Raw genomic sequence first — 26779 nt, forward strand, 5'->3', positions numbered from 1 at the left:
ATGCCAACTTCAGCTGAACCAGATCCCGCGATACATTTTGCATTCCTCCGTCTTGTCCCTCGGCTCTACAGAAAAATACCATCTGTGTCGAGCTTCAGGGCGTAGCGAGCAGCGCGTCACGGCTCAGAGTAAAGCTGCTATCGATCCAGCGTTGTTCGAGCAAGGCAAGCCGAGCGCCCAGCGCGGGACCTGTGAACTGCGGCATCAGGTCGGTTGCGCGAATGGGGAACTGCGCCTCAGTCGCCGATTTTATCGTCTCTAACCCAAGCGGATCGGGCTGTGTTTCGGTCAGGGCAGCGCGCAGTACCAGCGCTTGCTCGGCGATGTGACCGCTGTGCCGATATGCGATTTCAGCGATCTTTTGCGAGCCCAGCGCCGCCCCTCTGATCTTTTCCAACGCGCTTGCATCGGCTCTACTCAGCCGCATTCGGCTGACAACATCTTCACCCCCCAACCCTGCAAGTCGGCAAATCCAATCAGGCTGAACTCCTGCGAGGGTTTCCATATGTACCAGAACGCTGATCCAGCGGTCGTCGGAAGCGGGCAGGATTGCGGGCAGCACCCCGATCTGGCGCATCACGGCGAGAGTTGGTGCCGGGTCTGGCGCGGCGAGGAGTTTGCGTATTTCCAGCCCGATACGATCCGCCGAAAGCGTCTCTAACCCGTCAATATTTGCAGAAATAGCAGCGAGGACTTCAGGGTCGTAGCCTTGGTCGGGCGCCGTAAAAAGTGCGGAAAACCGGAAGTATCTCAAAATCCGTAGGTAATCTTCGCGGATGCGGGCGCTGGCGTCTTCAATGAATACCACCCGCCGCGCCAGCAGATCGGGCAGACCTTCGAGCGGATCAATCAACCGCCCCTGCACATCGGCATAGAGCGCATTCATCGTAAAATCGCGTCGGCGGGCATCATCGGTGATGTTGTCCGAAAACGCGACGACCGCGCGGCGTCCGTCCGTTTCGACGTCTCTCCGGAAGGTGGTAATCTCGAACGGGGTACCGTCAGCCACAACCGTGACGGTGCCATGCGCAATGCCCGTAGGGACCGATTTCAACCCTGCCGCGCTGGCGAGTGTGATGACCTGCTCCGGCAAAGCATCAGTCGAGAGATCGACGTCACCGCCAAACCGACCCAATAGTGCATCCCTGACGCAGCCGCCGACGAAATAAATCTTGTGCCCGCCCGCCTCGATAGCGCGACACAGCTTTTGCGCCGCCGCATCGGTCAGCCACCACGTATCGGGTGGGATTATTGTGCCATCTGCTCTGTCCATGCCCGCAACATACGCGCAGTCGCGCCCCAGATGTAATAGGGGCCGTATGGCACCACGAAATAATGCCGCTGTTGCTTGCGCCAGCGCCGTGAATGCACAAGGTAATTCCGCGCATCCAACACATGTGTGAGCGGCACGGTAAAGACCTCCTCCACCTCGCCGGGTTCGGGGATAATGTCGAACTCTTCGCGGATCAGGCCGATCACCGGCGTCACCGTGAACCCCGTGACCGTTTCATGCGCCGGCAGCGTACCGAGAACATCCACCAAGTCAGTGGGAAGCCCGATTTCCTCTTTCGCTTCGCGCAAGGCCGCGGCGACGACATCTGCATCGGTCTCGTCCTGCTTGCCGCCCGGAAAGGCGATCTGCCCCGGATGGTGACGCAAAGCCGAAGATCGTTTGGTGAGGATTAATTCGAAACGCCCGTTGCGCTGAATAATCGGGGCCAGCACCCCCGCAGGCCGCAACGTCCGATCAGGCGACAATACGACATCGGGGTTCAGATCAAAATCGGACGACGTGACACCGGTTTGTGCCAACGCCGCCCGAAAGGTTTCAATCTCGTTATCCACCTGCTTCTTTTGCCTCGAACCCGACGCTGGCAGGATCAAGATCGTAATGTGCGCCGCAGAATTGACAGTCTGCGGTGACGCGGCCTTCGTCCGTGGTCATCTTTTCTATGTCGCGTGCCGAATAGATCGACAGGCTTTGACGAACCTTATCTTCGGAACACGAACAGCCAAATCGCACCGGCTGGGGTTCAAAAACCCGCGGGATTTCCTGATGGAACAAACGTGCCAGCAACTCGGTCGGCGGCAGGCTGGGGCCGATCAGTTCAAGCTCCTCAACAGTGTCGAGCAGGACATTGACGCGGTGCCAGTTATCGCCCTCTTCGCCGTCAACCAGATCGGTCGCCTTCAATACGTCGCCTGAGCCTTCGACCTTGGCAACAAATGGCGATGCTTTGGGCATGTGCTGCAACATCACACCACCCGCGCGCCAATGTTCCGCCGTTTTGGGACCGGACGACTTGCCAAAGCTGAGCGAGAACCGTGTGGGCAACTGTTCGGACTGGGCGAAATAGGCCTCGGCGCAGGTGGCGAGTGACCCGCCTGTGAGAGGCGTAATCCCTTGGTAGGGCGTCATGCCGCTGCCTTGATCGATCATGATCGCGAAATAACCTTCGCCAACCTGCTCAAAGGGCGTGCCGTCGGTCAGCCGGTCTTTGTCATAGCTGGCATAGGCGCGAATGCGGGCGGGCTGATCCTCGGACTCAGGGCCGTAATAATCAGTGGCGATCATCCGCACCGGTCCTTTGGACTGCACCTGCAGTGACAGCTTCCAGCGCAGTTTGACTGTCTGGCCGATCAGCGCGGTCAGTAGAGCCATTTCGGCGACCAACGCCTCGACCTGTGGTGGATAGTCATGCTGGCGCAGGATGCCCTCCAACACGCCGTCAAGACGCGCAACGCGGCCCCGCACATCAGCATTTTCGAGCTGGAAAGGCAGGACGCTATCGTCCCACGCGATCTGGTTTGTTGGGGTCATTTAGGTTTCCTTTTCGGGGGTCGCTTGGCATACCGCGTTTATATAGGCACAGCAACTCAGGGATAAAGGGGCGGCGAGATGATCAGACGTGTGGGCGACGCGCCCCTGAGCCACGAGCAGTATCGGCTACGTGCGGGGGTTTATGCGATCCTGCCGCTGAAACGAAGGTTTCTTTTGACCGCTCAGACCCATCCGCAACTGGATGTGCAACTTCCCGGCGGTGGTATTGATGCAGGGGAATCACCCTTGCAGGCGCTGCACCGCGAGGTTTTGGAGGAAGTCGGCTGGCGGATCGCAAAGCCCCGCAGGCTGGGCGCGTTCCGGCGTTTTGTTTTTATGCCGGAGTATGATCTTTGGGCGGAAAAGCTGTGCCATGTATATGTAGCGCACCCCGTGCGCCAGATTGCCGAACCGACCGAGCCGGATCATGTGACGCTGGTACTATCGGCTGCCCAGGCTATTCCCGCTTTGGGTAACGATGGCGACCGGCATTTTCTGGAGCAATGGGCCCGCTAGGCCGCACCGGAATATTCGAACAATATCCCTGAAACATCATCGGGGAACTCATCCATCCCCGAAAATTCGCTTAGCTCCCATATCAACGCTTCAAAATAGGCGGGGCCAGAGATGTCGCGGATATCTGCCATCAGCTTTTCGAGGCCCGCCTCTTCCAGCATTTCGCCAACCATATTGGGGCATTCGGTCACGCCGTCGGATAGGATGAGCAAACGCTCTCCGGGGGAGAGCTCCACCTCGAACTGATCAAAGTTAACGCCAGGCATCAGCCCAACCGGAAAGCCCCCCGATCCGACCTGAAAGGTCGTCCCGTCTGCCCTTTGCACCACGGGATGTGGATGGCCCGCCTGCGCAATCACCACCTTGCCGCTGGTCAGATCGGCGATTGCAAAAACCAGCGTAAAATAATGCTCGGTCTGCATTTCATTTAGCACGAGATTGTTCAGCAGTCTGATTACGTCTTTGGGTGCGCGGGCGGCATAGGTGCCGTCTGCCTGACGTTCAAGCGCAAGATTTTGATCGGGTGCAGTGCTGGAAAGATGCCCCGCCAGCCGCGCTGTCATCAAAGCGGAGCTGATACCGTGGCCCGAGACATCCAGCGCGAACATGCCCAATTGGTCATTCCCTATCGGAAACGAGCCGACCAGATCACCGCCAACATGGCCGCTGGAGCGTAGCATTAAGGTCACATCCGCCTGCGCAAATTTACGATGGCGTTCGCGCAACAGCGATTGCTGGAGCTTCTTGGCTTCGACTAAATCTTTGTCGAACGATTCGTAGACCCGCTGCAACTCTGTCAAAGTTTCGGAGATCATGCTGTTTTTCTGGGTCAGTTCGCGCTGCATTACCAAAATACGCTCGCCCGCTGCGATGCGCGCGCGCAACTCATCGTTGTTCAGCGGCTTCGTCAGAAAATCATCTGCCCCCGAATCAAGGCCCAGCGCCACCTCGGTCTTGTTGCTTTTTGCCGTTAGCAAAATGAAATAGGCATAGCGATCTTGCGAGAGTTCGCGAAACGCGCGGCAAAATTCCGGTCCGCTCATCCCCGGCATCATCCAGTCGCTGAGCACCAGATCAGGCATCCGCGCCCGGCATTTTGCCAAAGCAGCCTCCGCCGATCCCGCCTCCATCACCTCATAGCCCCAACGGGTCAGCAAAGCGGCCAGAATGCAGCGCTGAAGCTTGCTGTCGTCCACCAAAAGCACCAAGCGGATCGCGGCACGCCCCGGTGGCGTGTCAGCGGCAACGACGCGGTTTTGATAGGCCATATGATCTTTGCCAACTAACATCTCTGCCTGTTGGATAAGGCCCCTTGGTTAAGGCAAGATAAAAGCTCGATTTGCACCTAATGGAGGCGCGTGCGTAAGCGCTTCATTAACCTTGGCGTGGCAGTTTGCGGATACCAAAGGAGCATATCGTGATCAGTTGGGATCACGTCAGCTTGTTGCGCAGGGATATCGGCGACGCAGAATTTAATGCCGTTGTCACGCTGTTTTTCGAAGAGGTGGAAGGCAGGCTCACGTGTTTGCGCGACGCTCCCGACCCCGCAACCTTGCAGTCAGATTTGCACTTTCTCAGAAGCAATATGCTCAGCCTCGGTTTCGCCGACGCCTCGGTACTCTGCCACGCGGGGGAAAAGCTTTCGGCAGAAGGGGCTGCCAATGAAGTAGAACTGGATGATATTTTTGGGTGCTATGCCAACTCGAAACGGTTGTTTCTGGACGGGTTGGCAAAGTCGAAGCTGGTTCACACCAGCTTATAGAGACTCTCGGCGCTTACTTCGCCAAATGCATCCTGTGCCTTGGCACGCAGCATCTGCATGCCGGTGATCCAACGGTCATGATCTTGGGCGCGGTGCAGGCAATAATCCTTCACCACTGGATGGGACAGGATCAGGAACCGGTCCGACTCGACCCCTTCGACAATCGCCTGTGCCACGTCATGCGCAGTGAGCAACGACGCGCGCGTGGCCGCATCGGCATCTGAAAGCCCGATCAAGGGCGTGGCGACATATTGAGGGCAGACCACCGAGACATTTATACCGTCCTCGCCATGGCTGATCGCCAGTGATTCGGCAAAACTGACCGCGGCATGTTTGGTCGCCGAATAGGCCGCATCGCCGATCTGGTTCAGCAGTCCCGCGGCCGAGGCGACATTGACCAAATGGCCCGATCTGCGGGCTGTCATTGTGGGCAACAAAGCCCGCGCAGCATAGACATGCGCCATTACATGGACCTGCCAGTTCAGCATCCAGACCGCGTCTGGCGCCGAGGCCGCGTGCGTCGGATCGCCCTGCCCCAAACCGGCGTTGGAGACAAAAATATCTGTCGGGCCCTGCGCCTGTTCGGCTTGCTGGATCAGGTTCTGGACGGCAGATTCGTCGCGCACGTCGCAGGCAACGGCAATGCCGCTGATCTCGGTGGCCACCGCAGTCGCTTTGTCGAAATCCAGATCGGATACGCAGACCTTGGCCCCCATCCCCGCCGCAGAGCGTGCAAGCGCGGCGCCGATGCCACTGCCCGCACCGGTAATAATTACCGCACTCCCTGAAAACTTCATAACGCCCCCCTAGATCACGAACTGCGCCAGTGTTTCATCATTGGTGATGTCCGTATAGGTAAAGCCGCCGTCGGTGATGCGCTGGAACATTGCCGGAAAATTCTCGGGCTTGTCGGTTTCGATCCCGATCAGCACCGAACCGAAGTTGCGGGCGGATTTTTTCATGTATTCGAACCGCGTGATATTATCCTGCGGGCCGAGAGTTTCGAGGAAATCGCGCAGGGCACCGGGGCGTTGCGGCAAGCGCAGGATGAAATATTTTTTCAATCCGGCGTAGCGCTGCGCCCGTTCCTTGACTTCCGGCAGCCGTTCGAAATCGAAATTGCCGCCCGAGGTCACGCAAACCACTGTCTTGCCGCGGATCTGATCGGCCACCTCACTCAACGCTTCAATCGCCATCGCCCCTGCGGGCTCCAGCACGATACCCTCAACGTTCAGCATCTCCACAATGGTGACGCAAATTCGGTCTTCGGGCAGATTGATCACATCATCGCGTGAAATAGCTTTGAGCCGCGCATAGGTTCGTGCGCCCAGCTTGGCCACAGCGGCCCCGTCAACAAACGAATTGATCGGCGAGACGTCAATCGGCGCGCCTTCATCCAGTGCGGCAGCAAGGCTTTTGGCGCCCTTGGGTTCGACAAAAGTATAGCGGCACTGATCCCCGAAAAAGCTGTAGGTGCCGGCAGAAAGGCCGCCGCCGCCGACTGGCAGGATGATGTGGTCAGGGACCCGCCCCAACTCCTGCTCGATCTCGACCGCAACTGACGCCTGGCCTTCAATCACGTCTTCATCGTCAAAGGGCGACAGAAAATGGGCCTTCTCAGCCTCGCAAAAGGTCTGCGCTGCCACCAAGGTTTTATCGAAGTAGTCGCCGACCAACCGGACCTCGACCGCATCACCGCCGAACATCCGCGTCTTGAGAATTTTCTGTTCCGGCGTGGTCACGGGCATGAAAATAACGCCGCGCACCCCGAAATGACGGCACATAAAGGCCACACCCTGCGCGTGATTGCCCGCCGAAGCACAGACAAAAAGCTGCTGTTCCGGGATCACCTTGCGCATCGCGTTAAACGCGCCGCGCAACTTATAGGACCGCACCGGACTAAGATCTTCGCGCTTGAGCCAGATGTCGGCGCCAAAGCGTTCCGACAGCAGTTCATTGCGCAACAGCGGCGTTGGCGGAAACACCTGTCGCATCTTCGCGGTCGCCAATGTCGCCATCGCCTGGAAATTCTCTGTCACTTTGTGGCCTCTCAACGTCGGTTCTCTCTGCGATAGGCTTGCAAACAAGGCAGGTCAATGTGACGTGATCTTGCTCGTCGATGCAAAACCCGATACCTCGCGGGGCGAACCAGTAAGGAAACGCCGATGTCCGCGCCCAAGAAAGTTGTCCTCGCCTATTCCGGCGGGCTTGATACCTCGATTATTCTCAAATGGCTGCAAACCGAATATGGCTGTGAGGTCGTGACCTTTACTGCCGATCTTGGTCAGGGGGAGGAGCTTGAGCCCGCCCGCAAGAAAGCCGAGTTGATGGGGGCCTCCGAGATTTACATCGAAGACCTGCGCGAAGAATTTGTGCGAGATTTCGTCTTTCCGATGTTCCGCGCCAACGCGCTTTATGAGGGGCTGTATCTGCTCGGCACTTCCATCGCGCGGCCGCTGATCTCCAAACGTCTGGTCGAGATTGCCGCCGAAACCGGTGCTGATGCTGTGGCGCATGGTGCGACCGGCAAGGGCAACGATCAGGTTCGCTTTGAACTGGCCGCCTATGCACTGAATCCCGACATCAAGGTGATTGCACCGTGGCGTGAGTGGGATCTGTCCAGCCGCACCAAGTTGCTGGAATTTGCCGAACAGAACCAGATTCCGATTGCCAAGGACAAGCGCGGCGAAGCGCCCTTCAGCGTTGATGCCAACCTGCTGCACACTTCCTCGGAAGGCAAAGTGCTGGAAGATCCCGGCGTCGAAGCGCCTGAGTATGTTTATCAGCGCACCGTTGATCCGGAAAAAGCCCCCGATACGCCCGAGTTTGTCGAGATCGGGTTCGAGCGCGGCGATGCTGTGTCGATCAACGGCGAGGCACTGTCGCCGGCCACGATCCTGACCAAACTCAACGAGATCGGTGGCAAGCACGGCGTTGGTCGTCTTGATCTGGTTGAGGGGCGGTTTGTCGGCATGAAATCCCGTGGCGTCTATGAGACACCGGGCGGGACCTTGCTGCTTGAGGCACACCGCGGGATTGAGCAAATCACGCTCGACCGTGGCGAAGCGCATTTAAAAGACGAGTTGATGCCGAAGTACGCCGAGCTGATCTATAACGGTTTCTGGTTCAGCCCCGAGCGTGAAATGCTGCAGGCGCTGATTGACAAGAGCCAAGAGCATGTGACCGGCACCGTTCGCCTGAAACTCTACAAAGGTTCGGCCCGTACCGTCGCGCGTTGGTCCGAGCATTCACTCTATTCCGAAGCGCATGTGACGTTCGAAGACGATGCCGGCGCTTATGACCAGAAAGACGCGGCAGGCTTTATCCAGCTGAATGCGCTGCGCCTGAAACTGATTGCGGCACGCAACCGCAGGTTGAAAAAATAGTCGTTTCGGCTTGATCAGCCAAGCATACAAAAGGCCCGGACTTATCGTCCGGGCCTCCTACTCATTAACAAATACTCGTTAAACAGACCGGCCACACACACAGCCGGCGTAAACTTATTTCGCTGTCACAACCTGCATGACGAGATTTCCGTCAGGCTTGACCGGGCCGTCTTCTTTGGCGCCCAGCGTGTATTCAAAAACGCCTGTCTTCATTCCGCCATCTTCGGCATGAACCATCAACATCAGCATTTCGCCGGATTTGACTTCTTCCTGCAGAATCGCTGTGACGTCTGTATTTTCGCCCGCGCGCAGGGGCGCATAGCCAACGACAACGCCTGGCTTCATTTCAGCATCGGTGCGGTGCACAACCAACCAGCCGTTCGCGCCGGCCATTACTTTGCCCGCGCTAACGATACCGTTGGATACGTCCTGATCGGCGGCATCAACCATGGCGGCCATATGCGCGTCGGCGAATGCCATGCCGGCTGTCAACGTCAGTGCGGCGGCAGTGCTCATCAGAAACTTCATGGTAATCTCCCTGTTGGAACCAATGCCTCAGTCACGCAACGCGCGAGGTAGTAGTTTCAGCGGGAAGAAATTTTATTTTAGGCGCTGTTCCCAAAGTTCGTTGTAATAGGGCAACGCCGCATCACACACCGATTGCAACGGCGCGGGCAGGTCAGGCAGCGGCCCTTCGGCGCCAGCAATGCCCGTGCTGTTATGCACTGCACCATACCAATGCGCGGCCCAGATCCCGTCTTCAGCACGCGCACCACGTGGCCAACTCAGCATGGCAGGGTCAAATTCGAGATCGATTGCAGCGCAGAGTTTGCGCAACATGCCTTCGGGATCGGCACGAATGTCTGTACTGTCGATCACTAAACCGCCGATTTGCGCAAATAGATCGCTTTGTTGTTGATAGCCGATGTCCTGCAAGGTCGGGGCTTCGCGCTTGGCATCATAGCTGGCGATCACCCGCGCAGGGTGGCGGATCAGGTGGATATGCACACAGTCCTCGGCCCAGCCCATCGGGAAGCCGTCCATCATGTGATGCGGCATCTGCTTCATATAAAGGTGCGGAGTGCCACCTTGGGTGCAGAGCTTGGCAACCTTTTCGGGGTCGGTCTCATGCGCCTGCAAAATCTCGTCGCGCATCGGGTGGTCATATCCGGTAGCGGCCAGATAGGCAGCGTAGAACGGCTCGTCCATCGCCGCAAAATCAGGGCGGGAGGCGAAACTATACATCATTGCCGTGCTCAAATTTCGGGGCCCTGACCACATGGCGATGCGCATAATTTTCCATCCGATATTGAATTTTTTCCGTCTGCGTAGGTATGGCGCGAAGACAGCGCCGCGAAAAGCACGAAGATATGTTTCATCGTCACACGGGTTGGTCACTGCGCTTCACCACTGCGTGAAATCAGCTGATCCAAGTTGTTCTGTCGCGCATTTCGCGGCAGCCTCACGCGCAAAGGGAGAGATCATCATGCGGATTTCAACATTCAAGGTTCTGGCGCTGGCTGCGGCAATGGGGCTGGGGCTATTGGCCCAAACCGGCAAAGCGCGGGCGGGCACAGAAACACTCACCGTAGCGGGAGGATGCTTTTGGTGCGTGGAGTCCGATTTTGAGTCGGTCAAAGGCGTGGGCGATGTGGTGACTGGATTTACTGGCGGCACCTCAGCTGGCCCAACCTACGAGAGCCACGGCGACCATATCGAGGCTGCCGTAATTCCGTTCAACAACAGCACGGTAAATGCAAAAACGTTGCTGGATAAATTCTTTCGCTCGATTGATCCGACCGATGCGGGTGGGCAGTTTTGTGATCGGGGCCATGCCTATTCCACGGCTGTTTTCGTGTCCTCACCCCAGCAACGCGCGGCTGCCGAAGCGGCAAAAGCCGAGGCCGAAGCCGCGTTGGGCCAAAAGATTGTCACGCCAATCTACAACGCGGGCGCGTTCTTTCCGGTCGGGGCCTATCATCAAGATTACTACAAGAGTGACGAACGGCTGGCGATCACCAGCGTCGGCATCGGGCTCAAAAAATCAGAAGCCTACAAACGCTACCGCAAAGGCTGTGGCCGTGATGCGCGGGTGAAACAATTGTGGGGTGGTGCCGCGGCTTTCACCCATTAATCAAAGTTGTGGTTCCGCACCTCTCGGAGTTCCGGAACCACATCGGCAGTGCCGCGGCGCGTCACCATCAAAGCCGCTGCGCGCAGCGCCAGATCAAGCGCATCCAGCATTGCCATGCCGCGATCCAGCCCCGCCACCAGATAGCCGGTGAAGGTGTCACCCGCCCCCGTGGTGTCCACCGCGTTGACCTTGTAGGCAGGGAGGCGCGTGGCAGCCGCGCTATTGCGGGCAATGAGCTCGCAGCCCATGCTGCCCAGCGTCACGACGATGTTTTCAATCACCAGATCCGACAGTTCTTTGCCCGTCGCGTCGCGCAATTGCGCGGCTTCAACCTCATTTAGAACCAGCAGATCGATATGGTCGATCACTTCTAACACCGCCTCTGCGGAAAATGGCGCTGCGGCATAGACCACCTGCAGGCCCAGTGTTCTCGCAGTGCGGGCCGCGTAGGGCTGGCCGTTGGTTTCGTTCTGCATCAGCAGCACATCTTTGGCCGAAGCCTGCGTCAGCGCCCCGCCGATCATCTGTTCTGTCAACACCCCATTCGCGCCTGAAAACAGCACGATGCTATTTTCGCCAGCCCGATCAATGCAGATGTTGGCATGGCCTGTCGGCGTTTCGGTCAGGGTAATATGCGGCGTATCGACCCCGTATTCCAACAAGCGATCCACTGCCCACTTACCTTCTGGACCGACGGCACCGATATGCGAAACACGGGCACCGGCGCGGGCGCAGGCGACGGACATATTCGCGCCCTTGCCGCCCAAGCCCTGCTTGTAGTCGGTTGCGGCCAATGTCTCCCCCGGGGCGACCAAATGCGGCAGATAGTAAAAGTTATCTACGTTGATCGACCCGAGGTTCCAGATCATTCGCCGACCTTGCACGCCGCCAGTATCGCCATGTTGAGAATGTCGTTGGCGGTGGAGGTGGAGGAGCATATCTGGATCGATTTATCCAAACCGGTGAGGATCGGGCCAATGACTGTCGCCCCTGCCATCTCCTGCATCAGCTTGACCGAAATGCTGGCCGAATGGCGTGCGGGCACCACAAGGATATTTGCCGGACCGGTAAGCCGCGAGAACGGATAGTTCTTCTGGATATCGGTGTTCAACGCGACATCGACGGTCATTTCGCCTTCGTACTCGAAATCTACGCCACGCGCGTCCAACACCTTGGGCGCCATGCTCATTTTCACAGCACGTTCCGACAGCGGGTAGCCAAACGTCGAGAAGCTGACAAATGCCACGCGCGGTTCCAGCCCCATATGGCGGGCAACCTGCGCACCGCTGACAGCGATGTTGGCCAGATCATTCTCGTCCGGCCATTCGTGCACCAGCGTATCGGCGATAAAGACGATCCGGCCCTTGTGCAAAAGCGCAGTAAAGCCCGCCGCCCCATGTTCGGGATTAGCATCGAAAACGTGGTTCAGACGGTCCAGAATATGCGCCGACTTGCGGGTCGCACCGGTCACCAACCCGTCCCCATGCCCGTGCTGTAACATCAGCGCTGCAAAAACGTGGCGGTCCCGTGCAGCAAGGCGGTGAATATCTTTTGCATCCGCACCTTTGCGCTGCAACCGGTCGTAGAGAAAGGATTTATAAGTCTCGAGGTGCTCGGTATTGGCGGCATTTACCACCTCAAGCTCGCGCACCGCGTCTTCCATACCCGTCGCCCGCAGTTTAGTGGCAACGTCATCGGCCCTGCCGACCACCAGCGCTTTGCCCAGACCGGAGCGCTGATAGAGCACTGCGGCACGCAACACCCGTGGGTCATCACCTTCGGCAAAGATCATCCGCGCTTGGTTGGCACGGGCGCGGGCATTAATGCCGCGCAGGATATTCGCAGTCGGGTCCATCCGTGATTTCAGGCTCAGCTCATAGGCGTCCATGTCGATGATCGGACGGCGTGCCACACCGGTATCCATCCCCGCCCGCGCGACTGCCGGCGGGATGCGGTGGATAAGACGCGGGTCAAACGGGGTCGGGATAATGTAATCCCGCCCGAAGGTCAGCGATGTGCCGTAAGCCACAGCCACCTCGTCCGGTACGTCTTCACGGGCAAGATTGGCGAGCGCATGGGCGCAGGCGATCTTCATTTCGTCGTTGATGGCGCGGGCGTGAATATCAAGCGCCCCGCGGAACAGGTAGGGAAACCCCAACACGTTGTTTACCTGATTGGGGTAATCGCTGCGTCCGGTCGCCACGATGGCATCTGCGCGCACGGCGTGGGCCTCTTCGGGGGTGATCTCCGGATCAGGGTTTGCCATGGCAAAAATAACCGGATTGGGGGCCATGCTCGCTACCATATCAGGCGTGACAGCGCCTTTGGCAGAAACGCCCAGAAAGACATCCGCCCCCTTCATCGCATCGGTGAGGCTGCGCAAGTCGGTGTTGGCGGCATGGGCAGATTTCCACTGGTTCATGCCTTCAGCGCGGCCCTGATAGATCACGCCCTTGGTGTCGCACATGATGCAATTGTCGTGCCGTGCACCCATCGCCTTGAGCAATTCAAGGCAAGCGATGCCCGCCGCCCCCGCCCCGTTCAGCACAATCCGCACATCTTCGATTTTCTTACCCGACAAATGCAGTGCGTTCAAAAGACCGGCCGCGCAGATTACCGCCGTGCCATGCTGATCGTCATGAAAGACCGGAATATCCATCTCTTCCTTGAGCCGCTGCTCAATGATGAAACATTCGGGTGCTTTGATGTCTTCTAGGTTAATGCCGCCAAAGGACGGCCCCATAAGCCGCACGGCGCGGCAAAACTCATCAGGGTCTTCGGTGTCGAGCTCGATATCAATGGAGTTCACGTCGGCAAAGCGTTTGAACAGAACCGCCTTGCCTTCCATCACCGGTTTGGAGGCCAGAGCGCCCAAATTTCCCAACCCCAAAACCGCCGTTCCGTTCGAGATCACCGCCACAAGGTTGCCCTTGTTGGTGTAGTCATAGGCTGTCTCGGGGTTTGCGGCGATTGCCTCGCAGGGCACGGCCACGCCCGGCGAATACGCGAGGCTGAGATCGCGCTGGGTGGTCATTGGAACGGTGGCGGTAATTTCAAACTTGCCTGGCGTCGGCTCAAGATGAAAAGCAAGCGCCTCTTCCGAGGTGATACGGTTCTTATTCACGGTATTGGCTCCTCCCCGGTGCCTTGTTTTATCCTGCATAACGGCGAAATATCCGCAGCACAATCAGGGCAGTCAGGTGACGTACCGCACCCATTCGTGCGCGGACACAAATCGGTCGTGACGGTCGGGAAAATCCGCCAGCAGCCTCGAGAGCGCCCAGCGGATCACCTGCGGCCGTTCGCATCGGTTCGCACACCAGATCATGCGTACCAAAGTTTGCCAACGCTTGGGGTCGGCCTTGAAAGCTTGGTCCAGCGCCACAAGTTCGGCCTTAGGCAGATCAAGCTGTTTGCAACAGTCCGCTTTCAGCAGGCACAATTCAGCGTCCCGTGCGACCATTTCTGCATGACCGGCCAATAACTTTTCGGTCTGATCAAACGCACCAGCGGTGTATGTTGCACGGGCGAGTTTCTTGAGGTCTGTGCTTTGGGCCAAGGTGGGGAACTGGCCCAAGACTGTCACGATGAAGGCCATAACCTGCCCGATGCCCGCTTCGCCCAACGCCACGGGCACGATGCCATCCACGGCGAAGTTCGGCTCTGACAAAGGGTTGTCGGTGTTAAAGTCGGCAAAAAAGCTGATGTATTTACAGCCCGCAGCATTCGCCAAGGGCCAAAAATCTCCCCAACGGAATTGCGCGGTCTGCAAGGTGCCGATCTCGATCACGTAAGCCTCGGAACTGGCGAACAGCATATTGGTAAATCCGGCGCCATGGTACGACACCATCGCCTCGGCGTTTGCCATGATCGCGATCTGCTCCAACGGGCTGAGATTTTCAAACACCACGTACTCGAACCCGAACAGACGAAGATGATCAAAAAGCAGATCCTCGCCCTGCATATGACGCTCACGGCTTTGGCGATCATCCCGCCCGACATAAAACCGTGTTGGCAGATGGCTGAAATCGCCCCCCTCCAGCGCATCCAGCGCACGTTGGCGCAACAATAAAAGCGCGCTGCTCACCGTGTTCATCGCAAGCTGGGATTGCGCGGCCGCTGTGGCCTGCGTGCCTGCCCAAACCCGATTCGACAGCGCGAGTGCTGCGAACGGGTCCGATTGCATCGGCTGCTGAAAATGCGCGCCCGCGAGGTCAAAGGCGGTCAGGACAAACGGATAGTCTTTCGGTGCACGCTCGAAATGCACCCGCCCGCTAAATTCCGGAAAAAGCGCCTCGACAAAGCTCTCGGCGAACGGGCGCTGCTTTTCCGCATTATTTGGAAAATGGAAATAGATCTCCCCTTGGAAATCCAGTCCGTCAAGCACGGTGAGTTGCGACAGAGACTCAGTGATAAAATGGAAGTAGTTGAAGGTGTTGCGGCACGCGACGGCAAAGTCGACGCCCTGTAAAAATCCAGCATCAAGCACCGGGATATGGCTGTCAGGCGCGCCTGCTTGGCACTGCGTGAAATAGTCGGCAAGTTGCGGCTTAACCGCCGGCACGCTCGTCTCGCCCTCATCACTCTGCCAGCGATGCTGATTGATGGCCCGCACGCCCGCCGCCCCGCTGAGCAGCACCTTGTCGTGCGATGTGATGTAGGATTTGCGAAACCCTGCCGCCTGCACCAGGACGGGCACGCAGTTGTAGATGACGGCGGATTTAAATTGCCGATGCTTTTTCATCAGTGCAATCTGGGTATTGATCATGGCGGTAATGGGCGCATGCGCACTCGCCGCAAAACCCTCAATCGTGGTGTGCGCCAAGGGCTGCCAGATGAATGTCGGCTTTTGCAGCGTCCACAACCCACCGTCGCGCCAAGGATTAAGGAACAGCTCATCCGGCGGCAATGAAAAGTCGATCTTGTTGCGCACGGTCAGCAACACCTTTGGTTGTCGTTTTTGCCAGTTTAACACCCCATTGCCCTCCGTCCACAGCCGAGCCGCGCAGCCTGCCCCTTTCCCTGACAGTCATGGTTTTGTAGAGACAGGGAGGCCAAGGGGGCATTCTGGTGAGTGAAGAAAAAGTAACGCCGATGATGGCGCAATATCTCGGTCTGAAAGCGCAGTATGCGGACGCGTTGCTGTTCTACCGGATGGGCGATTTCTATGAGATGTTCTTTGAGGATGCCGTCGCCGCAGCTGAAGCGCTGGATATTGCGCTGACCAAACGCGGCAAGCACGAGGGCAACGATATTCCGATGTGTGGCGTACCGGTCCATGCGTCCGAAGGCTACCTTCTGTCGCTGATCCGCAAGGGCTTTCGCGTCGCCGTTTGCGAGCAGATGGAAAACCCGGCCGAGGCCAAAAAGCGAGGCAATAAGTCAGTCGTCAAACGCGATGTTGTGCGTCTGGTGACCCCCGGCACCCTGACCGAAGAGGCGCTGTTGGAAGCACGCCGCCACAACTACCTCGCCGCCTTTGCCCAAGTGCGCGATGCCTGTGCGCTTGCGTGGGTCGATATCTCGACAGGGGCGTTTCATGTGATGCCCTTGCCGCTTGTGCGGCTCGGACCCGAATTGGCCCGTTTGTCTCCGTCGGAGCTTATCGTACCCGATGCGAAAGAGGGCGAATTTCACTACTTAGTCTCTGAATTTGGCCTCGCACTTACGGGGCTCGCACGCTCCGCATTCGACAGCACCAGCGCCGAGAAACGCATCTGCCAACTGTTCGAGATCGCAACCCTTGATGCTTTTGGTACCTTTAGCCGCGCCGAGGTTTCCGCCATGGGCGCCTTGATCGAATATCTGGAGATCACTCAGAAAGGCAAACTGCCGCTGCTGCGCCCGCCGGTAAAAGAAGCCGAAGCCCGCACCGTCCAGATCGACGCCGCCACGAGACGCAACCTAGAGTTGACACATTCGCTGAATGGTGGTCGCGCCGGATCGCTCCTCTCGGTGATGGACCGAACCGCGACGGCCGCAGGTGCACGGCTTTTGGAGCGGCGTATCTCCAGCCCGTCACGCGTCTCTGAAACGATCAAAGACCGCCTCGACGCGATTAGTTTTTTCCACGAAGCCCCGCAGGTGATGCAAGATGTGCGCGGCTTGCTGCGGCAAATCCCCGATCTTGATCGCGCCCTCTCGCGGCTCTCGCTTGATCGCGGGGGTCCGCGCGATCTTGCCGCCATCCGCAATGGCCTGGCGCAAGCGGCAACCCTCAGCCAACGGTTCACAGACACCGATCTGCCCATTTTGATCGCTGATGCCCAGTCCGGACTTGATGTCCACGAGATGCTGACCACCCTGCTCGACAATGCCTTGGTCGCGGAGCCCCCGCTGATGCTGCGCGACGGCGGGTTTGTCGCCCCGCAATATGACGCCGAGCTAGACGAGGCTCGCACCCTTCGCGACGAAGGCCGCAGCGTGATCGCAAGGATGCAGCAGGAGTTCGTGGCCCAAACAGGCATCACCGCACTGAAAATCAAGCACAACAACGTGCTGGGGTACTTCATAGAAACCACAGCGACGCATGCCGAAAAGATGCTTTCGCCTCCGTTTTCTTACACCTTCATTCATCGCCAAACCACCGCCAATCAGGTCCGCTTTACCACCGTCGCGCTGTCGGAAATGGAGACGAAAATTCTTAATGCGGGCAATCACGCGCTGCAGATTGAAAAGCGGATTTACGAAGAACTCCGCCAAGCTATTCTGGAAGTCGCCGCCGAAATCTCAGTGACCTCCGCTGGCTTGTCCGAGATCGACCTTGCCACTTCGCTGGCCGAAGTGGCGCAGACCGAAGATTGGGTGCGCCCCGTGGTGGATGACAGCCGGGCGTTTGAGATCACTGCCGGACGACATCCAGTGGTGGAACGCGCACTTGCGCAGCAAGGCGGATCGGCCTTCATCGCCAACAACTGCGACCTTAGCGCTGATGCCACAGCTGCCAATATCTGGCTGCTCACCGGCCCGAACATGGCAGGTAAATCAACCTTCCTGCGTCAGAACGCGCTGATCGCTCTGATGGCACAAATCGGCAGCTTTGTGCCCGCATCCCATGCTCATATCGGGCTAATCAGTCAGCTTTTCAGCCGTGTCGGTGCCTCCGATGATCTGGCGCGCGGGCGGTCGACCTTCATGGTTGAGATGGTCGAAACTGCCGCAATTCTTAACCAAGCTGATGACCGCGCACTGGTTATCCTTGATGAAATTGGCCGTGGTACTGCGACCTATGACGGGCTTTCGATCGCCTGGGCGACACTCGAACACCTGCATGACGTCAACCGCGCCCGCGCCCTATTTGCCACCCACTACCACGAGATGACGTCGCTAGCGGTTAAACTCGACGGGGTCGATAACGCCACCGTCGCCGTCAAGGAGTGGGAAGGTCAGGTCGTTTTCCTGCACGAAGTGCGCAAGGGCGCTGCAGATAGGTCCTACGGCGTCCAAGTCGCACAGCTGGCTGGCCTGCCGGAAAGCGTCATCGCCCGCGCCCGTGTGGTGCTCGATGCACTGGAGAAAGGCGAGCGCGAAGGCGGCGCCAAGCAAAAAACGCTGATCGATGACTTACCACTGTTCTCGGCCATCCCGACCCCGCCCCCCGCGCCCGCGGTTAAATCAGCGGTAGAGGAAAGTCTGAGAGACATCATCCCTGACGAGCTGACCCCGCGCGAGGCCCTCGATCTGATCTATAAACTAAAACAGGCGGCCAAAACCTGACCGCCTGTTTCATTTGGCAAAGTAAACTCCCGCCGGAGGCATCAAACCTCTAGGGCACAAACTTTAGCTTGCGGGCATCGACGATACGCCAACCTGCGCCGGGCGCAGCAGACGGTCGTGCAACATAAAGCCTTCGGCTGCGACCTGAATGATGTCGCCTGCCTTGGTGCCCGGCACGGGCGCTTCGAACATCGCCTGATGATGCTGCGGATCAAACCGGTCCCCGACCTGAGGCGCAATCACCTCCATGCCGTGTTTCTTAAACACGCTGAGCAATTCGCGCATGGTCAGCTCGATGCCTTCCAGCAGCGGGCCTGAAATGCTGCGCTGCTCTTCGGTCGCTGCCTCAAGGGCGCGTTTCATATTGTCGTAAACCGGCAGCATGTCGCGCGCCAGTTTGGAGCCGCCATAGTTCTCGGCCTCGCGACGATCCTTATCGGACCGTTTGCGTGCGTTCTCGGCATCGGCCAGCGCCCGCATAAAGCGGTCTTTATACTGGTCACGCTCGACGCGCACCTGCTCAAGCTCCAGCTCTTCTTCGTCGATCTCTTCCGCAAAAACATCTGCATCCGCGTCATCGATATCATCGAGAAATTCGTTTTCTTTCGGCTCTGCCATCATCCACCTCTAGCTCCGGTCGGATACGAGTTTTCCAACCAGTTGTGCCGTGTAATTCACAATCGGCACAATACGTCCATAATTCAGGCGCGTGGGCCCGATCACTCCGACGGCCCCGATCACCTTACGATCAGCGTTCATATATGGGGAAACGACCAAAGAGGAACCCGAAAGTGAGAAAAGTTTGTTCTCTGAGCCGATAAAAATGCGCACACCCTCACCACCCTCGGCCAGTTCGAGGAATTCGGCAATATCCCGCTTGCGTTCAAGGTCATCAAACAGCGATCTGATCCGCTCGAAGTTTTCCGCTTCGCCATCCGCGTTCAGCAGATTTGAGCGTCCCCGCACGATCAGCCGCTCGGGGCTTTCGCCCTCCCCCTGCCACAGAGCCAATCCGCTCTCGACCAATTGCTGCGCAAGACTGTCGATTTCCTGACGCCGGTTGATGATCTCCTGTGCGATGGTGCGTTGCAATTCGCTGATGGTTTTGCCCTCGACCAGCGCGTTCAGAAAGTTCGCCGCCTCGCGCATCGAGCTTGGGGTTTGCCCTGGGGGAGGTGCGAAAAGCCGGTTTTCGACATGGCCGTCCGAGAATACCAACACCACCAAGGCGCGGTCTTGGGCCAGTGAGACAAATTCAATATGCTTGATTGGCGCTTCATGCTTTGGCGTCAGCACCAATGAGGCGCCCTGCGTCACACCCGAAAGCGCCGATCCAACTCGATCAAGCAGCCCGCCAACGTCACCACCGTTATCCCCCACGATGGAATCAAACTTCTCGCGGTCCTGTTCGGTGGGTTCGCCAAGCTCGATCATGCCATCAACAAACATCCGCAAGCCCATCTGCGTTGGCACCCGCCCCGCGCTCGCATGCGGCGAGCCGAGCACCCCGAGATACTCCAGATCCTGCATCACATTGCGAATCGTCGCCGCGCTCACGCGCTCGCTGAAATCGCGCGTCAATGTGCGCGAGCCAACGGGATCGCCGCTCGCCAGATAGCCCTCAACGACCCGGCGAAACACTTCGCGGGACCGCTCGTTCATTTGATTCAGCAGATTGGAGGTCTCGGTCATCACTCACCCTGTTCCACTGCCAATAGAGGTGCCCCGCCGGCAAACGTCAATCGGGGTTGCATCACCGCAGGCAGCAGCGTTATGCCAAAAGTATAGTAAAAAGGATATGTCATGCGCCCCTCCGGCCGTAAACTCGATGAAATGCGCCCCGTCTCTGTTGAAGTCGGATTTACCCGCCACGCTGAAGGCTCGGCGCTGATCAAGGTCGGCGATACCCATGTTCTGTGCACCGCTACGATCGAAGATCGCGTGCCGCCGTTCATCAAAGGCTCTGGTCTGGGCTGGGTCACCGCCGAGTATGGCATGTTGCCCCGCGCCACCAATACGCGGATGCGTCGTGAGGCCACGACTGGCAAGCAGGGCGGTAGAACTGTTGAAATTCAAAGACTTATTGGTCGGTCCCTGCGTGCGGGTGTTGACCGCGTCGCATTGGGCGAGCGCCAGATCACAGTCGATTGTGACGTGCTGCAGGCCGATGGCGGCACCCGCTGCGCCTCGATCACCGGCGGCTGGATCGCTCTGCGCCTTGCGGTGAACAAACTGATGAAAGCGGGCGATGTGATCTCCGACCCGCTTGTAGATCCAGTCGCTGCGGTCAGCTGTGGCATCTATGCCGGCCAACCCGTGCTGGACCTTGATTACCCCGAGGACTCCGAAGCAGGCGTTGACGGTAACTTTATCATGACCGGCACCCAGAAGCTCATCGAAGTGCAGATGAGCGCCGAAGGCTCGACCTACTCGCGTGACCAGATGAACCAACTGATGGACCTCGCCGAAAAAGGCGTGCGCGAATTGGTCGAAATTCAGAAATCCGTCACATCATGAGCCTTAAGTTCAGCGGCGACCGGCTTTTAATTGCCACGCATAATGCGGGCAAGCTTGAGGAAATGGGGCAGTTGTTCCGTCCTCGTGGCATTACGGTAGTCGGCGCCGCTGAACTTGGGCTGACGGAGCCGGAAGAGACCGAAACGACCTTCGTCGGTAACGCGCGTATCAAAGCACACGCTGCCGCGAAAGCCACGGGTTTGCCGGCGCTTGCGGATGATTCCGGTATTGAGGTTGATGCGCTTGACGGTGCGCCGGGCGTCTATACTGCTGATTGGGCGGAAACGCCCGAGGGTCGCGACTTCCTGATGGCGATGAGGAAGACTCACAACCTGATAGCAGCCAGCGACGCCGCCAAGCCATGGCGCGCGCGCTTTTGTGCAACATTGGTGCTGGCATGGCCGGACGGGGAGGATGTGGTTGCCGCAGGGACCGTCGAAGGTACCTTGCAATGGCCGATCCGTGGCGCGCAAGGGCACGGCTATGACCCTATGTTCCAACCTGACGGGTATGACATTACCTTTGCCGAAATGGCGTCAGCCGAAAAGAATCGGATCAGCCATCGCGCTGATGCCTTCGCCAAACTGATCACTGCCTGCTTTGACTGAGGACTGGCGCAATGGCGGCTTCGGCCTGTATCTGCATTGGCCGTTCTGCGAGTCCAAGTGCCCTTATTGCGACTTCAACTCCCATGTCAGCCGGAGCATCGACCAAAGCGCATGGCGTGACGCCTACCTGATCGAGCTAGAACGCGCCGCTGCCGAGACGCCTGATCGCGTTCTGAACGCTGTCTTCTTTGGCGGCGGCACACCTAGTTTGATGGACCCTGATGTCGTGGCCGATGTGATCAGCGCGATCCGCAAGCTTTGGCCCATCGTCAACGACTTGGAAATTACGCTTGAGGCGAACCCCGGCTCCGTAGAAGCGGGCCGTTTCGCCGCCTTCCGTCAAGCGGGCATCAACAGAGTGTCGATGGGTATTCAGGCACTGAATGATCGCGACCTTGCCCGCCTTGGTCGCCTCCACACCACAGCAGAAGCATTGGAAGCTTTCGACATCGCCCGCAGTACCTTTGATCGGGTGAGTTTTGATCTGATATATGGGCGGCAAGACCAGTCGTTAAGCGATTGGGAAAGCGAGCTGCGACAGGCCCTATCCCTCGCGATAGACCATATTTCAATGTATCAGCTGACGATTGAACAAGGCACAGCTTTTGGCGATCGGTATGCCCGCGGCAAACTCGGTGGCCTGCCAGATGATGATCTCGGCGCAGATATGTATGCATTAACCCAAGACATTGCCGGTGAGATGGGCATGCCCTCCTATGAGGTATCCAATCATGCCCGGGAAGGTGCGCAATCGCGGCACAATCTGATCTACTGGCGTTACGGCGATTACATCGGGATCGGCCCTGGTGCGCATGGTAGGCTCACTTTGAGCGAGAAAAAGTTTTCAACCGAGTGTTTTAGCAATCCGAAGAAATGGCTGGATGGCGCTAACTCCGCACAGACCGAAAAGCCCCGCACCCTACTTACCCAGCAAGACCAAGCAACCGAATTTCTGCTAATGGGTCTGCGGCTGAAAGAAGGTGTTGATTTGGAGCGCTATGCATTGCTCAATGGTGCGCCCGTGACGCAATCGAAGATTGATCATCTAACGGATCTGGGTATGGTGCGCATTGAGGATTCAAAATTAATTGTTGAGGATCAAGGAGTTATGATCCTCAACGCTGTCATCGAAGCTCTTATTCCTGATTAATTACCGCCGAGCAAACGGCAGAGCGTATCAAGTTCGTCGAGCGAGCTATAACTCAGTGTCATCTGGCCTGCCTCCTGACCAGGTTTATGATTCAAGAACACTTTTATCCCAAGTGCAGCGCTCAAATCGCCTTCAAGCGCCTTGGTATCCGCGTCTTTCTCGGACGTATCTTTCGGCTTTGGCTTTTTCGCAGCTTCACCATTGGGTAACTGACGCTTCACCAAGGATTCGGTCGCGCGCACAGACAAACCATCGCGTACCACAATTTTTGCGAGTTCAGTCGCATTCTCAGCAGGGATGAGAGCGCGCGCATGGCCAGCCGAAAGATCGCCAGCCCGCAACATTTCGATAACAACTTCTGGCAGGTTGAGAAGGCGCAGCAAGTTTGCAATGTGGCTGCGGCTTTTGCCAAGCGCGGTTGCCATGTCTTCTTGAGTATAGCCATGCTGGTTCATCAATTGGCGATAACCGGCGGCTTCCTCCACGGGGTTCAGGTCTGACCGCTGAATGTTCTCAATGATCGCAACTTCAAGGACTTCGATATCTGTAAAATCACGTACGATGACCGGAAGTTCGTGCAATTGCACCATTTGGGCTGCACGCCAGCGGCGCTCGCCCGCGACTATTTCAAAGCTACCGTCAGCGCGCTTTCGAACAATTAGGGGCTGCAACACCCCCTTCTCCTTGATCGACGCTGCAAGATCGTCGAGGTCTTCTTTTACAAAGCTTTTGCGTGGCTGGTCGGGATTCGGCGTGATCCGCTCAATCGGAACGAAATGATCAGCGGCGGCAACACCTTGCGCTGCGGCAGCTTCTGTCTCAGTTACATCAGCCATCAGCGCGGAAAGTCCCCGCCCCAATCCTCTTTTACGTTCATGTTTATCAACCATTTCTGCCTCTCAAACTCTATTATTCGCAATTAGCTCTTTGGCTAAATCTCGATACGCCTGCGCCCCTTTCGAGCCGCTATCATACGCCAATACTGGCATGGCAAAGCTCGGCGCTTCGCTTACGCGCACGTTGCGCGGTATGACAGTTTTAAATACGACATCGCCAAGATTGCTCCGCGCATCGTGTTCGACTTGCTGGGATAGATTATTCCGTCGGTCGTACATCGTCAGAACAACACCCTCGATACGCAAATCTTTGTTGCCGGTTTGCCGGACTTCACGGATTGTCATCATAAGTTGTGACAAACCTTCTAGCGCAAAAAATTCACTTTGCAGCGGGATGAGCACCGAGTGTGCTGCAATCATCGCATTCACGGTTAGCAAGTTAAGCGATGGTGGGCAGTCTATCAGGATATAGTCATAGCCATACGCGTCCATTTGCGTCTGCCGAAGCGCGTCGTGTAGGAGATAACTGCGCTTTTCGTTGGAAATGAGCTCCATATCTGCGGAGCTCAAATCGACCGTTGCTGGCACAATCGAGAGACCCTTTATGCTTGTTTCTTGAATGACCTGATTGAGATTAACGTCTTCGAGCAATAATTCGTATGTCGTGTACTCGCGGTCCTCTGCTTCAATTCCCAAACCTGTAGACGCGTTCCCTTGTGGATCGAGATCGACCAGCAGCACACGGTTACCGTTCTCCACCAGAGCAGCAGCGAGGTTGATTGATGTCGTCGTTTTGCCCACCCCGCCTTTTTGGTTCGCCACAGCAATTATTTTGGGTCCCGTCGGACGCGATAGATCAGACACGAACGATATCCTTAATTTTTAGTATAGCGGCTTCGGAATTTGTCTGACTTTTAACATCTGTACAGGTGTAGGACCATTGTTCTTGCGCGGCGTCGTGCTCTTTTTGCCAATTCACCCCTTTCGGAAAAATAGCTATTCCATCCGGCGTGAGATGTCGGACCGAATAGGATAAGAGCTTTGGTAAGTCCGCAAGCGCACGCGCGGAGAGAACATCCGCGCCAAGCGGGGGCACGTCCTCAATACGTTTAGCATGTACAGTCGCCTCAAGTCCTAGCTCGCGAACCGCAGTCCGTAGGAACACTGCTTTACGCTGATCGCTTTCGACCATTGTCATAAGTCCGGCACGGTCCGTGCTTTGCCAGATAATCGCTACGATAATCGCCGGGAACCCGCCTCCGCTGCCCAGATCCACCCAATGACCCCGGTCAGGTGCGAACGTGGCAAGTTGCGCAGAATCGAGAATATGGCGATTCCAGACATCATGTACCGATGCGTTGGAGATCAGATTGATCTTCGCAGTCCATTTTTGAACAAGATCGGAAAACGCGTTTAGTTTGTCGATTGTTTCACGTGAAACATCGAGTTCGCAATCACCACTCACGCGGAATGCTTTCTGTTTGCACGATGTAAATGTGAAAGTAGAAGTGTCAGTGCCGCTGGTGTAATACCCTCAATCCTCGATGCTTGACCTATGGTAGCCGGCCGAGCCGCAATGAGCTTCGCTTGCAACTCGTTCGAGAGGCCGCTTAGGCCAGCATAGTCAAATTCTGGTGGGATCTTGTGCGCTTCATCCTTCTGCAACAAAGCAATGTCTTTCGCTTGGCGAGAAATGTAATTGGAGTACAGGGCATCCCGTTCAAGCTGAAGTCGGATTTCTATCTCAACTGTGCAAAGCCTCTCATCAAGCGGGACCAGGTCCTCAAAGTTTACGTCGGGGTGTGAAAGAAGTTGAAATGCGGTTCTTTTACTGCCGTCCGGAGACAGCATTATTCCTGCTGCTATCGCTTGATTGGTCGTATAAGTTTCGTTTGTCAGCATAGATTTTACTGCTTCTAGCTGCTTAAGCTTTCTGAGAAACATCTCTTGCCGCTCCGGGGAAACACAACCAATCTCTATTCCGATTGGAGTCAGCCTTTGGTCTGCGTTGTCCGCGCGAAGGGAAAGCCTGAACTCCGCTCGTGATGTGAACATACGGTATGGTTCACTTACTCCCCGAGTCGTCAGGTCATCAATCATGACGCCGATATAGCTGTTTGTTCGGCTGAAAAATATCGCTTCCTTATTCTTAGCGCCAGAAGCTGCATTGAGCCCCGCGACTAGCCCTTGTGCCGCTGCTTCCTCGTAACCGGTTGTGCCATTTATTTGACCAGCCAGGAATAAGCCAGGTACCGAGCGAACCTGCAATGTCGTATCGAGTGAGCGCGGGTCAACATAGTCGTATTCAATTGCGTATCCTGGTTGCAGGATTTCGGCCTTTTCTAGGCCTTTCATCGATCGAACATAGGCCAATTGCACGTCGGCCGGCAAAGATGTCGAGATACCGTTTGGGTAAACCGTGTGGTCGTCGGACCCCTCCGGCTCCAGGAATACTTGATGGCTTTCTTTATCTGCGAAACGAACAATTTTATCTTCGATTGAGGGGCAGTACCGCGGCCCAACACCATCAATATGCCCGCCGTACATGGCAGACTTGGAGAGATTCTCGCGAATTATACGGTGAGTTTCTGAATTTGTATGCGTAATGCCGCAGGAAACCTGCGAAGCTAGTGGCGCTGTGGGCAGAAATGAGAAAGTGACAGGATCTTCATCACCTAATTGCTTTTCTAGAATTGACCAATCGATTGTGCGACCATCTAACCGTGGAGGGGTTCCAGTTTTCAACCGACCCATCGAAAGCTCGAAACTATCAATTCGCTCGGCAAGCTTTACGGAGGCATTGTCTCCCATTCGCCCCCCAGACCTGGATTCTTCGCCAATATGGATCACGCCACGCAAAAATGTGCCTGTAGTGAGAATCACCGAATTTGCACTTAGCTCTGTCGTGTCAGAGAGTATGACGCCGGTAACGGTATCTCCGTTCATTTTGAAATCGGTGACTTCTCCTTCGACGATTGTAATGTTTGGTTGAAACTGAATTTCCCGCAGCATTGAGGTACGATATATCTTTCGATCCGCTTGAGCGCGTGGACCTTGCACCGCGGGGCCCTTTTTACGATTTAGCAGACGAAACTGAATTCCTGCCTCGTCCGCGACGCGGCCCATAACCCCATCCATCGCATCAATTTCGCGGACTAGATGCCCTTTTCCCAAACCGCCGATGGCTGGATTGCACGACATAACGCCAATCCCATCAATCTTCAGCGTAACAAGTGCAGTCTTGGCCCCCATACGTGCAGAAGCATGGGCTGCCTCAGCGCCCGCGTGACCCCCACCGATTACTATGACGTCAAAATGTTTCACGTGAAACAC

At 56.9% G+C, this 26779-nt stretch carries 25 protein-coding genes; 8 read left to right on the plus strand and 17 right to left on the minus strand.

Annotated features, from left to right (window positions below; genetic code table 11):
• Nucleotides 1-94 precede the first annotated feature (94 nt).
• The 3 genes from BM174_RS08430 to hslO are packed head-to-tail and all read right to left on the minus strand — an operon-like array spanning nucleotide 95 to nucleotide 2821.
• A complete protein-coding gene (locus BM174_RS08430; RefSeq protein ID WP_093923411.1) occupies nucleotides 95-1273 on the minus strand; it encodes a CCA tRNA nucleotidyltransferase in 1179 nt (392 codons plus the stop codon).
• Nucleotides 1249-1845, minus strand: a complete 597-nt coding sequence (locus BM174_RS08435; RefSeq protein ID WP_093923412.1) for a CoA pyrophosphatase — start codon at nucleotides 1843-1845, stop codon at nucleotides 1249-1251. The genes BM174_RS08430 and BM174_RS08435 overlap by 25 nt, the downstream gene beginning before the upstream one ends.
• Nucleotides 1838-2821: an Hsp33 family molecular chaperone HslO gene (gene hslO, locus BM174_RS08440; RefSeq protein WP_093923413.1), complete on the minus strand. Its 984-nt coding sequence runs from the start codon at nucleotides 2819-2821 to the stop codon at nucleotides 1838-1840. The genes BM174_RS08435 and hslO overlap by 8 nt, the downstream gene beginning before the upstream one ends.
• Nucleotides 2822-2899: 78 nt before the next feature.
• Here hslO and BM174_RS08445 point away from each other — a divergent pair, with 78 nt between their 5' ends.
• Nucleotides 2900-3337, plus strand: coding sequence for an NUDIX domain-containing protein (locus tag BM174_RS08445; protein ID WP_093923414.1), 438 nt, complete (start codon nucleotides 2900-2902; stop codon nucleotides 3335-3337).
• On the opposite strand, the gene BM174_RS08450 is transcribed toward BM174_RS08445, so the two are convergent.
• The gene (locus tag BM174_RS08450) at nucleotides 3334-4626 is read right to left on the minus strand and encodes a PP2C family protein-serine/threonine phosphatase (protein WP_342742057.1); all 1293 of its coding nucleotides are present in this window, start codon (nucleotides 4624-4626) and stop codon (nucleotides 3334-3336) included. The two genes, BM174_RS08445 and BM174_RS08450, sit on opposite strands and share 4 nt — an antisense overlap.
• 128 nt (nucleotides 4627-4754) lie before the next feature.
• On the opposite strand from BM174_RS08450, the gene BM174_RS08455 reads away from it, so the two are divergent.
• Entirely contained in the window at nucleotides 4755-5099 is a 345-nt protein-coding gene (locus BM174_RS08455) for an Hpt domain-containing protein (protein WP_177209448.1), read from the plus strand.
• Here BM174_RS08455 and BM174_RS08460 read toward each other — a convergent pair.
• Together BM174_RS08460 and ilvA are read right to left on the minus strand one after the other, a co-directional pair.
• Nucleotides 5084-5896, minus strand: coding sequence for an SDR family NAD(P)-dependent oxidoreductase (locus tag BM174_RS08460; protein ID WP_093923415.1), 813 nt, complete (start codon nucleotides 5894-5896; stop codon nucleotides 5084-5086). The two genes, BM174_RS08455 and BM174_RS08460, sit on opposite strands and share 16 nt — an antisense overlap.
• 9 nt (nucleotides 5897-5905) lie before the next feature.
• Nucleotides 5906-7117: a threonine ammonia-lyase IlvA gene (ilvA, locus tag BM174_RS08465; protein WP_093923571.1), complete on the minus strand. Its 1212-nt coding sequence runs from the start codon at nucleotides 7115-7117 to the stop codon at nucleotides 5906-5908.
• A 147-nt stretch (nucleotides 7118-7264) separates the two neighbouring features.
• On the opposite strand from ilvA, the gene BM174_RS08470 reads away from it, so the two are divergent.
• The gene (locus tag BM174_RS08470; protein ID WP_093923416.1) at nucleotides 7265-8485 is read left to right on the plus strand and encodes an argininosuccinate synthase; all 1221 of its coding nucleotides are present in this window, start codon (nucleotides 7265-7267) and stop codon (nucleotides 8483-8485) included.
• Nucleotides 8486-8599: 114 nt separating this feature from the next.
• Here the strand turns inward: BM174_RS08470 and BM174_RS08475 are convergent, their stop codons facing one another.
• Nucleotides 8600-9013: a DUF7282 domain-containing protein gene (locus BM174_RS08475; protein WP_093923417.1), complete on the minus strand. Its 414-nt coding sequence runs from the start codon at nucleotides 9011-9013 to the stop codon at nucleotides 8600-8602.
• Nucleotides 9014-9085: 72 nt separating this feature from the next.
• Nucleotides 9086-9778 (minus strand): sulfotransferase-like domain-containing protein, encoded by a 693-nt coding sequence (locus BM174_RS08480; RefSeq protein ID WP_093923418.1) that lies wholly within the window; start codon nucleotides 9776-9778, stop codon nucleotides 9086-9088.
• A 193-nt stretch (nucleotides 9779-9971) separates the two neighbouring features.
• Here BM174_RS08480 and msrA point away from each other — a divergent pair, with 193 nt between their 5' ends.
• Nucleotides 9972-10619: a peptide-methionine (S)-S-oxide reductase MsrA gene (gene msrA / locus BM174_RS08485; RefSeq protein WP_093923419.1), complete on the plus strand. Its 648-nt coding sequence runs from the start codon at nucleotides 9972-9974 to the stop codon at nucleotides 10617-10619.
• Here msrA and BM174_RS08490 read toward each other — a convergent pair.
• From BM174_RS08490 to BM174_RS08500, 3 genes are all read right to left on the minus strand, one after another.
• Entirely contained in the window at nucleotides 10616-11488 is an 873-nt protein-coding gene (locus BM174_RS08490) for a ribokinase (RefSeq protein WP_093923420.1), read from the minus strand. The two genes, msrA and BM174_RS08490, sit on opposite strands and share 4 nt — an antisense overlap.
• Nucleotides 11485-13743 carry an NADP-dependent malic enzyme gene (locus BM174_RS08495; protein WP_093923421.1) on the minus strand — a complete coding sequence of 753 codons (2259 nt, stop codon included), beginning with the start codon at nucleotides 13741-13743 and terminating at the stop codon, nucleotides 11485-11487. Before BM174_RS08495 ends, BM174_RS08490 begins: the two co-directional genes overlap by 4 nt.
• A 72-nt stretch (nucleotides 13744-13815) precedes the next feature.
• Nucleotides 13816-15594, minus strand: coding sequence for a glycosyltransferase 61 family protein (locus BM174_RS08500; protein WP_143092433.1), 1779 nt, complete (start codon nucleotides 15592-15594; stop codon nucleotides 13816-13818).
• Nucleotides 15595-15713: 119 nt separating this feature from the next.
• Here BM174_RS08500 and mutS point away from each other — a divergent pair, with 119 nt between their 5' ends.
• Nucleotides 15714-18335 (plus strand): DNA mismatch repair protein MutS, encoded by a 2622-nt coding sequence (mutS, locus tag BM174_RS08505; RefSeq protein ID WP_093923423.1) that lies wholly within the window; start codon nucleotides 15714-15716, stop codon nucleotides 18333-18335.
• Between the two features lie 63 nt (nucleotides 18336-18398).
• On the opposite strand, the gene BM174_RS08510 is transcribed toward mutS, so the two are convergent.
• Both BM174_RS08510 and hrcA read right to left on the minus strand, forming a co-directional pair.
• Nucleotides 18399-18953: a nucleotide exchange factor GrpE gene (locus BM174_RS08510; protein ID WP_093923572.1), complete on the minus strand. Its 555-nt coding sequence runs from the start codon at nucleotides 18951-18953 to the stop codon at nucleotides 18399-18401.
• A gap of 9 nt (nucleotides 18954-18962) precedes the next feature.
• Nucleotides 18963-20027 carry a heat-inducible transcriptional repressor HrcA gene (gene hrcA / locus BM174_RS08515; protein WP_093923424.1) on the minus strand — a complete coding sequence of 355 codons (1065 nt, stop codon included), beginning with the start codon at nucleotides 20025-20027 and terminating at the stop codon, nucleotides 18963-18965.
• Nucleotides 20028-20138: 111 nt separating this feature from the next.
• Here hrcA and rph point away from each other — a divergent pair, with 111 nt between their 5' ends.
• Genes rph through hemW form a run of 3 tightly spaced genes read left to right on the plus strand, consistent with a single transcriptional unit; the run spans nucleotide 20139 to nucleotide 22610 of the window.
• Entirely contained in the window at nucleotides 20139-20852 is a 714-nt protein-coding gene (gene rph / locus BM174_RS08520; protein WP_093923425.1) for a ribonuclease PH, read from the plus strand.
• Entirely contained in the window at nucleotides 20849-21460 is a 612-nt protein-coding gene (gene rdgB / locus BM174_RS08525; RefSeq protein ID WP_093923426.1) for an RdgB/HAM1 family non-canonical purine NTP pyrophosphatase, read from the plus strand. Before rph ends, rdgB begins: the two co-directional genes overlap by 4 nt.
• Complete coding sequence (gene hemW, locus BM174_RS08530; RefSeq protein WP_093923427.1) at nucleotides 21453-22610, plus strand: radical SAM family heme chaperone HemW; 1158 nt, start codon at nucleotides 21453-21455, stop codon at nucleotides 22608-22610. The genes rdgB and hemW overlap by 8 nt, the downstream gene beginning before the upstream one ends.
• On the opposite strand, the gene BM174_RS08535 is transcribed toward hemW, so the two are convergent.
• The 4 genes from BM174_RS08535 to mnmG are packed head-to-tail and all read right to left on the minus strand — an operon-like array spanning nucleotide 22607 to nucleotide 26779.
• A complete protein-coding gene (locus BM174_RS08535) occupies nucleotides 22607-23500 on the minus strand; it encodes a ParB/RepB/Spo0J family partition protein (protein ID WP_093923428.1) in 894 nt (297 codons plus the stop codon). The two genes, hemW and BM174_RS08535, sit on opposite strands and share 4 nt — an antisense overlap.
• Nucleotides 23501-23509: 9 nt before the next feature.
• Nucleotides 23510-24310: a ParA family protein gene (locus BM174_RS08540; RefSeq protein ID WP_093923429.1), complete on the minus strand. Its 801-nt coding sequence runs from the start codon at nucleotides 24308-24310 to the stop codon at nucleotides 23510-23512.
• Nucleotides 24303-24911, minus strand: coding sequence for a 16S rRNA (guanine(527)-N(7))-methyltransferase RsmG (rsmG, locus tag BM174_RS08545; protein WP_093923430.1), 609 nt, complete (start codon nucleotides 24909-24911; stop codon nucleotides 24303-24305). The genes BM174_RS08540 and rsmG overlap by 8 nt, the downstream gene beginning before the upstream one ends.
• The gene (mnmG, locus tag BM174_RS08550; RefSeq protein WP_177209449.1) at nucleotides 24908-26779 is read right to left on the minus strand and encodes a tRNA uridine-5-carboxymethylaminomethyl(34) synthesis enzyme MnmG; all 1872 of its coding nucleotides are present in this window, start codon (nucleotides 26777-26779) and stop codon (nucleotides 24908-24910) included. The genes rsmG and mnmG overlap by 4 nt, the downstream gene beginning before the upstream one ends.

Source organism: Sulfitobacter brevis (assembly GCF_900112755.1).
In the GTDB taxonomy this organism is placed as follows: domain Bacteria; phylum Pseudomonadota; class Alphaproteobacteria; order Rhodobacterales; family Rhodobacteraceae; genus Sulfitobacter; species Sulfitobacter brevis.

Coding starts and splice junctions, on each gene's coding strand:
- BM174_RS08430 (WP_093923411.1), bottom strand. CDS start 1,273: ATGGACAGAGCAGATGGCACAATAATCCCACCCGATACGTGGTGGCTG.
- hslO (WP_093923413.1), bottom strand. CDS start 2,821: ATGACCCCAACAAACCAGATCGCGTGGGACGATAGCGTCCTGCCTTTC.
- BM174_RS08445 (WP_093923414.1), top strand. CDS start 2,900: ATGATCAGACGTGTGGGCGACGCGCCCCTGAGCCACGAGCAGTATCGG.
- BM174_RS08450 (WP_342742057.1), bottom strand. CDS start 4,626: ATGTTAGTTGGCAAAGATCATATGGCCTATCAAAACCGCGTCGTTGCC.
- BM174_RS08460 (WP_093923415.1), bottom strand. CDS start 5,896: ATGAAGTTTTCAGGGAGTGCGGTAATTATTACCGGTGCGGGCAGTGGC.
- ilvA (WP_093923571.1), bottom strand. CDS start 7,117: ATGGCGACATTGGCGACCGCGAAGATGCGACAGGTGTTTCCGCCAACG.
- BM174_RS08470 (WP_093923416.1), top strand. CDS start 7,265: ATGTCCGCGCCCAAGAAAGTTGTCCTCGCCTATTCCGGCGGGCTTGAT.
- BM174_RS08475 (WP_093923417.1), bottom strand. CDS start 9,013: ATGAAGTTTCTGATGAGCACTGCCGCCGCACTGACGTTGACAGCCGGC.
- BM174_RS08480 (WP_093923418.1), bottom strand. CDS start 9,778: ATGCGCATCGCCATGTGGTCAGGGCCCCGAAATTTGAGCACGGCAATG.
- msrA (WP_093923419.1), top strand. CDS start 9,972: ATGCGGATTTCAACATTCAAGGTTCTGGCGCTGGCTGCGGCAATGGGG.
- BM174_RS08490 (WP_093923420.1), bottom strand. CDS start 11,488: ATGATCTGGAACCTCGGGTCGATCAACGTAGATAACTTTTACTATCTG.
- mutS (WP_093923423.1), top strand. CDS start 15,714: ATGATGGCGCAATATCTCGGTCTGAAAGCGCAGTATGCGGACGCGTTG.
- BM174_RS08510 (WP_093923572.1), bottom strand. CDS start 18,953: ATGGCAGAGCCGAAAGAAAACGAATTTCTCGATGATATCGATGACGCG.
- hrcA (WP_093923424.1), bottom strand. CDS start 20,027: ATGACCGAGACCTCCAATCTGCTGAATCAAATGAACGAGCGGTCCCGC.
- rph (WP_093923425.1), top strand. CDS start 20,139: ATGCGCCCCTCCGGCCGTAAACTCGATGAAATGCGCCCCGTCTCTGTT.
- rdgB (WP_093923426.1), top strand. CDS start 20,849: ATGAGCCTTAAGTTCAGCGGCGACCGGCTTTTAATTGCCACGCATAAT.
- BM174_RS08535 (WP_093923428.1), bottom strand. CDS start 23,500: ATGGTTGATAAACATGAACGTAAAAGAGGATTGGGGCGGGGACTTTCC.